The organism is Streptomyces sp. NPDC001194 (assembly GCF_042896985.1).
Taxonomy (GTDB): Bacteria; Actinomycetota; Actinomycetes; order Streptomycetales; family Streptomycetaceae; genus Streptomyces.
In genome coordinates, this window is sequence record NZ_JBIAXU010000023.1 from 118,362 (window position 1) to 125,144 (window position 6,783).

Annotated in this window: 8 protein-coding genes; 5 read left to right on the forward strand and 3 right to left on the reverse strand. The window is 73.7% G+C overall.

Annotated features, from left to right (window positions below; genetic code table 11):
- Nucleotide 1: 1 nt before the first annotated feature.
- Nucleotides 2-601 carry a TIGR03086 family metal-binding protein gene (locus tag ACFY1T_RS32065; protein ID WP_390791298.1) on the forward strand — a complete coding sequence of 200 codons (600 nt, stop codon included), beginning with the start codon at nucleotides 2-4 and terminating at the stop codon, nucleotides 599-601.
- Nucleotides 602-636: 35 nt separating this feature from the next.
- Here ACFY1T_RS32065 and ACFY1T_RS32070 read toward each other — a convergent pair whose 3' ends face one another.
- Nucleotides 637-1,353 (reverse strand): TetR/AcrR family transcriptional regulator C-terminal domain-containing protein, encoded by a 717-nt coding sequence (locus ACFY1T_RS32070; RefSeq protein WP_390791299.1) that lies wholly within the window; start codon nucleotides 1,351-1,353, stop codon nucleotides 637-639.
- A gap of 174 nt (nucleotides 1,354-1,527) precedes the next feature.
- On the opposite strand from ACFY1T_RS32070, the gene ACFY1T_RS32075 reads away from it, so the two are divergent.
- Nucleotides 1,528-3,156 carry a CocE/NonD family hydrolase gene (locus tag ACFY1T_RS32075; protein WP_390791310.1) on the forward strand — a complete coding sequence of 543 codons (1,629 nt, stop codon included), beginning with the start codon at nucleotides 1,528-1,530 and terminating at the stop codon, nucleotides 3,154-3,156.
- An 11-nt stretch (nucleotides 3,157-3,167) separates the two neighbouring features.
- Here the strand turns inward: ACFY1T_RS32075 and ACFY1T_RS32080 are convergent, their stop codons facing one another.
- Both ACFY1T_RS32080 and ACFY1T_RS32085 read right to left on the reverse strand, forming a co-directional pair.
- Entirely contained in the window at nucleotides 3,168-3,755 is a 588-nt protein-coding gene (locus ACFY1T_RS32080; RefSeq protein WP_390791300.1) for a winged helix-turn-helix domain-containing protein, read from the reverse strand.
- A 220-nt stretch (nucleotides 3,756-3,975) separates the two neighbouring features.
- A complete protein-coding gene (locus ACFY1T_RS32085) occupies nucleotides 3,976-4,419 on the reverse strand; it encodes a putative leader peptide (RefSeq protein ID WP_390791301.1) in 444 nt (147 codons plus the stop codon).
- A 62-nt stretch (nucleotides 4,420-4,481) separates the two neighbouring features.
- On the opposite strand from ACFY1T_RS32085, the gene ACFY1T_RS32090 reads away from it, so the two are divergent.
- From ACFY1T_RS32090 to ACFY1T_RS32100, 3 genes are all read left to right on the forward strand, one after another.
- Nucleotides 4,482-5,684, forward strand: a complete 1,203-nt coding sequence (locus ACFY1T_RS32090; protein WP_390791302.1) for an acyl-CoA dehydrogenase — start codon at nucleotides 4,482-4,484, stop codon at nucleotides 5,682-5,684.
- Between the two features lie 129 nt (nucleotides 5,685-5,813).
- Nucleotides 5,814-6,272: an Rrf2 family transcriptional regulator gene (locus ACFY1T_RS32095; RefSeq protein WP_030869465.1), complete on the forward strand. Its 459-nt coding sequence runs from the start codon at nucleotides 5,814-5,816 to the stop codon at nucleotides 6,270-6,272.
- A 163-nt stretch (nucleotides 6,273-6,435) separates the two neighbouring features.
- A complete protein-coding gene (locus tag ACFY1T_RS32100; RefSeq protein WP_384715479.1) occupies nucleotides 6,436-6,507 on the forward strand; it encodes a putative leader peptide in 72 nt (23 codons plus the stop codon).
- Nucleotides 6,508-6,783 lie beyond the last annotated feature (276 nt).

The following is a 6,783-nucleotide window of genomic DNA, read 5'->3' on the forward strand; positions in this document are numbered from 1 at the left end:
AATGAACGACATGACGGCTGTCGATCTCGGGCCGCAGGCCCGGGTCCTGGCCCGGCTCGCGAGGGACGTGCCCGATGCGGCGCTCACCGACCGGACACCGTGCCCCGAGTACACGGTCCGCGATCTACTGGGCCACCTCTCCGGCCTCGCCGTCGCGTTCCGCGACGCCGCCCGCAAGGACCTGGGCCCCACGACGGACACGGCCCCGGGCGCCACAGCGCCCGCCCTGCCCGCCGACTGGCGCGAGCAACTGCCCCGGGTCCTCACCGAAATGGCCGAGGCCTGGGGGGAACCGGCTGCCTGGACCGGGATGACCCGGGCCGGCGGCGTGGACCTCCCCGGCGAGATCGCGGGTGTGGTGGCCGCCGACGAACTGGTCGTCCACGGCTGGGACCTGGCCCGGGCCACCGGCCAGGAGTACACGCCCGACCACGCCGCGCTGCGCGTCTCGCACGCGTTCCTGTTGCAGGCCGCCGAGGACGGGGACCGCGGCGCGGGCATCTTCGGACCCGTCGTGCCCGTACCGGACGACGCCCCGCTCATCGACCGGGCGGTCGGGCTGAGCGGGCGCGATCCCCGCTGGTCGGCGCCGCTTGACTGACGGCGCGGCCGCCGCCGGCCTCCCACCGGGCTCGGTCAGTCGGTGTCGAGGCCGCCGATCAGGCGGTTCAGGAACCGGGTGAAGGTGTCTTCGGGCGCGAGGGGGCGTCCGGGGGTGGAGAGGGCTTCGGCGAGTTCCGGGTGGTTGCCGTCCGTGGCGACCACCGCGAGGTAGCGGGCTTCCGCCGCGGCCCGTTCGGGCGACTGCGCCAGCGCGGCCTGCGCCGTCTCGTGCGCCACGTGCCCGGCCACGAACGCCGTGAGCTGGGCGAAGACCTCCAGCTTTGCCGCCCCGTCCAGTCCGGCGGGCCGCAGGGCGGCGAGCGCGCGTTCCAGGAAGGCCAGGGTGTGGGGTCCGGGGACGCGGCGGGTGGTCAGCGCGCCGGGAAGCCAGGGGTGCCGCAGCATGTGGTCCCGCTGCAGGCGGGCGATGGTCTTCAGGTCCGCGCGCCAGTCGCCGGTGAGCGGGTACGAGGTCGGCAGCTCGGCGGTGACGTGGTCGACCATCAGATTCAGCAGCGTCTCCTTGTCGGGGGCGTAGCTGTAGAGCGACATGACCCCGGCTCCGACCTCTGCGGCGACCTTCCGCATGGTGACCGCTTCGAGGCCCTCGGCGTCCGCCAGGGCCACGGCGGCCGCGGTGATCGCCTCTCGGCTGTAGGCGGGCTTGCGGCCCCTGCGCGGCTGGTCGGATCCCAGCCAGAGCTGCTGGGGGTCGACTGCCGGGGCGCCGGCATTTCCCTCGGTGGGCACGGTCCACGCTCCTCTCCTTGATCGGCGTCCCTTGCGGACCCCAGTCAAGCATGAGCTATTCTCGTACAACGTACGGAAATCAGGAGGGGAAAAGTGACTACTCCCATGCGCGGTCCTGTGACGAGGCCGATCTGGGCACCGCCGGCGGCGAAGCCGCCGCTGGCCGCCCGGATGATGAGGGCGACCTGGCGCCGCCTCCCGGCCGCACTGCACGAGGTCGGCTGGGAGCCCGGGCTCGAGGTACCGGCCGCCGACGGCAGTCCGCTGATCACCGACCACTACTTCCCCCGCGCCGAGGGCGACTTCCCCACCCTCCTGGTGCGCTCGCCGTACGGCCGGGGCCTGCCGTGGTCACCCATGTACGGGCTGCTCTTCGCCGAACAGGGTTTCCACGTGGTCCTGCAGAGCTGCCGCGGAACCGGCGGGTCGGGAGGCACGTTCGACCTGTGGCGCAACGAGGCCGGCGACGGCCTGGCCACGGTGTCCTGGCTGCGCGAACAGCCCTGGTTCAACGGGACCCTCGGAACCGTCGGCCCCAGCTACCTGGGTTACGTGCAGTGGGCGCTCGCCCTGGACCCGCCGCCGGAACTGAAGGCGATGGTGGTGCAGGTGGGCCTGCACGATCCCCACGCGCTGTTCCATTCGGGCGGCGCACTGCACCTGGAGACGGCTCTCGCCGTCGGCGTGGGCATGACCTACCAGCACCGGGGCATGGCGCCGTTCGTGAAGGCGACACTGCGCCTGCAGCGCCGGCTGCGCGAGGCCACCACCGCCAAACCACTGCGCCGGGCGTACGTCTCGGCCCTCGGCGGCGAGGTGCCCTGGCTGGACGAGGTGATGACCCACCCGGACGCCGGCGACCCGTACTGGCGGGGCGCGTCGATGGCGGAGCCGGCGCGGCGCCTCCGCGTGCCCACCAGCCTGATCACCGGATGGCACGACGCGCTGGCCGACCAGACCTTCGAGCAGTACGAGCGGCTGCGCGCGGCCGGCTGCGAGACCTCCCTGCTCGTCGGCCCCTGGACCCACACCTCCGCCCTGCAACAGGGATGGCCCGAGGTGTTCGCCGAGAGCCTCGCCTGGCTGCGCGCACACCTGGGCCCCGACACCTCCGGCCCGCGCCCCACACGGGTGCGCGTGCACATGGGCGGCGAGAACGCCTGGCGGGACCTCGGCGACTGGCCGCCGGCCTCGCACGCCGGCCGGTGGTTCCCCACGGCGCAGGGGCACCTCACCCGGGAGGCCCCCTCGGACCGCGCGCCACTGGCCTCGTTCCGCTACGACCCGGACGACCCGACGCCCTCCGTCGGCGGCCGGCTCCTCTCCCGTACGGCCGGTCCGCGCGACAACAGCGCCCTGGAGGCCCGGGACGACGTACTCACGTTCACCGGTCCCCCGCTGACCGAGGCCGTGGACGTCCTCGGGCCGGTCTCCGCGCGGTTGAGCATCTCCACGGACACCGGGTACGCCGACGTGTTCACCCGCCTGTGCGATGTGGACGCGCAGGGCCGCTCCGTCAACATCTGTGACGGGCTGGGCAGCGTGCGCACGCACGGGGCGGAGCCCTCGCAGGTCACCGTGGCGATGAGCCACACCGCCCACCGTTTCGCCGTGGGCCACCGCATACGGTGGCAGATCAGCGCGGGCGCCCATCCGCGTTACGCCCGCAACCCCGGCAACGGGGAGTCGGCGGTGGACGCCACCACGTTCACACCGGTGCGCGTCACCCTCCACGCGGACTCGGCCTTGACGCTCGCGGCGGATGCCGGGGGACGCGAAAAGGGTCCTGCGGGCGGACGCTGACCGGCCCGGGGCTACCGGTGGTCGGGGACGTACTTGTAGCCGACGCGGCGCACGGTGGAGATGCGGTCCCGGTGGGCGGGTCCGAGCTTGCGGCGCAGCCGGGCCACGTGGACATCGACCGTACGGCCGTCGCCGATGTGCCCGTAGCCCCAGATGCCCGAGATGAGGGCATCACGCGTGTGAACCGTGTACGGGTGGGCCACGAGATGGGCCAGGAGGTCGAACTCCAGGTACGTGAGGTCCAGTTCGCGCCCGTCGACCTCGACCAGCCGGCGCGCCCGGTCGACCCGGATCGCGTCGTCGCCCCGGATCGCCTCGTCGAGCCGGACGGGGTCGGACTGCGGGGCCGGCGCGGCCGGCTCCGCCCCGGGGGGCCGGGGCAGACCGAGCCCGAGGGGATGGACCTCCGGGCGGATGCCGTGCGCCTGCATCAGCGCGACGGGGTCGACGTTCGCCGGCAGGAACACGAGGTACCCGACACGGCCGCCATCGGCCCCTCCGGCGGGGACGGCCGGGACGGCGAGCGGACGGTCGCCGACCAGCTGGAGGCGGGGGGCCGGGGAACGGCGGACGGCGGGTGCGGGAAGTGCGGTGGTCATGATGAGCCCCTTCGGCTGCGCGGAGTGAAGTACGGATGCCGGGTGTTCGGGCACGACAGGGCAGGGCGTCTCCGTGACGGAATCGACCGGAAGGTCGGCGCGGCGCAGGCCGGACCGACCCGGACGGCCCGGAGGCCGGGGTCACGGGAAAGGCGCGACGCACGGAGGAAGCGGCACCGGAACATCGGCGCGCATGGGGGAAATGCCCTGACGTAAGGCCCTAGACGGGGCGGCAGACGGCGCTGGCCACGCGACGGAGGTCAACGTGCCTGCGGCGTACGAGCAACGGCTGCGACGGGGACATGGGCACATCCTGAGGTGCCCGGCGGATGCTCGTCAATACTTCCCTACCGTTCATGTAGGAAATGGCCGGAGGAACCATGTGGGGATTTCCCGCCGCCAGGGGTGCGTGATGGTCCAACTCCCCTGCTCCACAGCCTCTTTGCCGAGGATTCCGACCTTGGACCCACACCCCGGAGGCTGACCTGCGGCGTCTTTCATCCCGAGATCGAACTGTCCACCATCCGGTCACACCCTTGCCGGAAAGGTCGCTTCGGGCGAGTATCCCTATCAATCCGATGGGAAAGGTGGGGATTCGCAGCCCTGCCCGGTCGCCGCCCGACAACGTTCCGGAGTAGCCCACATGACCACCGCCAGCCCCCATGGCACCGCCGCCCGCCCAGCCCCCGCGCCGCACGGCGGCACCGGGGACTGCCGGTGACACCCGTGCGCACGACACTCAGCCCGGTCGGACTCCCGTCCACCGACGAGCGGTCCCGCGCGCTCCTGCGCACCGCCCGCGACGTGGCGGACGACCTCGCCGCGGACGCCATCGCCCGGGACCAGGCCGGCAAGCCGCCGACCGACGAGACGGCCCGGCTGCGCGAGGCCGGCCTGCCCGCGGCCCTCACTCCGCCCGGACCCGACCGGGGGGTGGACTGGCGCACCGGCTGCGCCGTCATTCGGGAGATCTCCGCGGCGGACAGCTCCGTCGGCGACCTGCTCGCCCGTCACTACGTACACGCCTGGAGCGGGCGCTTCTACGCGGACCACGAGCTCGCCACCGCCCTCGAAGAGGAGTCGGTGCGCGAGCGCTGGCTGTGGACCGGGGCGGTGCGCACCCTCGTGCCCGACGAGGACACCTCGGGACCGGACCTCACGCTGAGACCCCGCCCCACCGGCCACGTGCTGAACGGACGCCGGTCCGTGGACACGGCGGTGGCCGCCGCCGACCAGATCGTGGTGGACGCCGTCTGCGCCGCGACCGGCGACGTCCTGGTCGTGCGGATCCCGGCCGGCGCGCGGGGCGTGAGCGTCGAACCCTCCCACGATCGCCTCGGACAGCGGGTCGCCGGCGCGGGCCGGGTCGTCCTGGACCGGGTCGCCATCACGCCCGAGCAGGTGCTGGGCCGCCGGCCGCACGACGAGGAGTCGACCCCGCCCGTCACCGCGCTGGCGGAACCGGCGCTGCGACTCGCCCTGTGCCACGTCGGCCTCGGCATCGCCGAGGGCGCCCTCACCGAGGCGCGCGACCTCAGCAGGGGCGGCCGCGCGCACCGGCTGCCCGGAGAGGACCCGGACCTCTTCCTGACGTACGGGGAACTCGCCTCCGCCGCCCAGACGGCCACCGCCGTGGTCGACCGGGCCACGGAGGTCATGGCGCGGGCCCTCGCCACGGGCGCGCACCTCGACGCCGAGGTACCGGCGGGCGTGGCCGCGCTGGTCGCCACGGCCGAGGCCGTGATGTCCGAGGCCGCCCTGCACATCACCGCCCGCGTGCTGGAAATCGCCGACGCTCCCGGTCTGGACCGGTTCTGGCGCAACGCCCGGGTCCTGACGGCCCACCGGCCGGTCGCGCACCGCCTGCGCTCCATCGGCGAGCACTACCTCAACGGCTCCCACCGCGCGGTGGCGGCGGCCTTCCACTGACGCGGGGCTCCCGCTCGGGACACGGATCCACGAGCCGGGCCCCGCGGGCTGCCGGGCGCGCGCACCCGCCCGGCAGCCCGTGGCCGCCCGTGGCCGACGCCGGCCTGATCCATGCCGGATAATGGCCCCATGCGGATCTCAGCCAGGGCGGACTACGCGGTACGTGCCGCACTGCAGCTTGCCGCGTCGCAGGACGACGGGCCGGTGAAGGCCGAGGCCATCGCCGACGCCCAGGACATCCCGCACAAGTTCCTCGAGGGCATCCTGAACGACATGCGGCGGGGCGGTCTCGTGCTCAGCCAGCGCGGCGGCAACGGCGGCTACCGTCTCGCCAAGCCCGCCGAGTCCATCACGATCGCGGACGTCATCCGCGTCGTGGACGGACCGCTCGTCTCGGTGCGCGGGGTCCGCCCGCCGGACCTGTCCTACACCGGCCCCGCCCAGTCGCTGCTTCCCCTGTGGATCGCGCTGCGGGCCAATGTGCGCGAGATCCTCGACGGTGTGACGCTCGCCGACGTGGCGTCCTCCGATCTCCCCTCGGGCGTCTCGGCGCTGGCCGATCCCCCCGGCGCCTGGACCAATCCCTGATCCCTGCCCCACCTGCGTCTTCTCACATCACGAGATGACGACGTCCACGATGCGGTCAGCCTCTTGGGCCCGTTGTCCGGCTCTGCCAATATGCCTACCAACCAGGTGGGAAAACTAGGAATCAAGTGAGGTGGCCATGCGAGAACTGCACCACGCAGGCCGGATGCTGCCGCTTGTCTCCCGCCGGCACATCGACCTCGTACGCACCTCCAGCGCCATCTGTCAGCCCGGCTGAAACCCTTCGCCGGACGGGCTCCGCGCGTGACTGCGTCGGCCTGGCGGGCCCCCCGGCCGACTGCACCGACCGCGCGCTTCCCAGAGCAGGCGTTCGGCGTACGAGCTCGGCGCCCGCACCGCGGGGCGGCCGAAACCCGCCCGCTCCTCCGCCCGCGACCGAGTTCCCGCCGGCAACGGCCGGAGGCGGGTGCCGCGTGCGGCGATGGTCTCGGCGCGCCGCTCTCCGGGGCGGGGGCGGGGCCGCCCCGCGGGGGGGCGCCGGGGCGGGGGGCGG

Coding starts and splice junctions, on each gene's coding strand:
- ACFY1T_RS32075 (WP_390791310.1), top strand. CDS start 1,528: ATGAGGGCGACCTGGCGCCGCCTCCCGGCCGCACTGCACGAGGTCGGC.
- ACFY1T_RS32085 (WP_390791301.1), bottom strand. CDS start 4,419: ATGGGGGCTGGCGGTGGTCATGTGGGCTACTCCGGAACGTTGTCGGGC.
- ACFY1T_RS32065 (WP_390791298.1), top strand. CDS start 2: ATGAACGACATGACGGCTGTCGATCTCGGGCCGCAGGCCCGGGTCCTG.
- ACFY1T_RS32080 (WP_390791300.1), bottom strand. CDS start 3,755: ATGACCACCGCACTTCCCGCACCCGCCGTCCGCCGTTCCCCGGCCCCC.
- ACFY1T_RS32095 (WP_030869465.1), top strand. CDS start 5,814: ATGCGGATCTCAGCCAGGGCGGACTACGCGGTACGTGCCGCACTGCAG.